General features: G+C 66.7%; 1 protein-coding gene. It reads right to left on the reverse strand.

The features are described 5' to 3' along the window. Positions 1 to 234: alanine--tRNA ligase-related protein (locus AC0L3S_RS39785; RefSeq protein ID WP_473285458.1), on the reverse strand; the 234-nt coding region annotated here is incomplete at both ends.

Here is a 234-nt window from a genome sequence, read left to right on the forward strand (position 1 = left end):
TAGCCGAGGAACTCGGTGGCGCCGGCCTTCTCGCGCACCGAGAACCAGATGGTCTCGGTGGCGGCGTCGCCGGACCCGGCCCAATGCTTGCGCGCCTCGGCCTTCTGCTGCTCCATCGCGTTGGTGAAGCCGGCAATATCGACCGAGATGCTGCGCTGGCGCAGTGCGTCCTGCGTCAGGTCGAGCGGGAAGCCATAGGTGTCGTAGAGCTTGAAGGCCGTCTCGCCATCCAGC

It is taken from the genome of Bradyrhizobium sp. Ken01 (assembly GCF_055807355.1).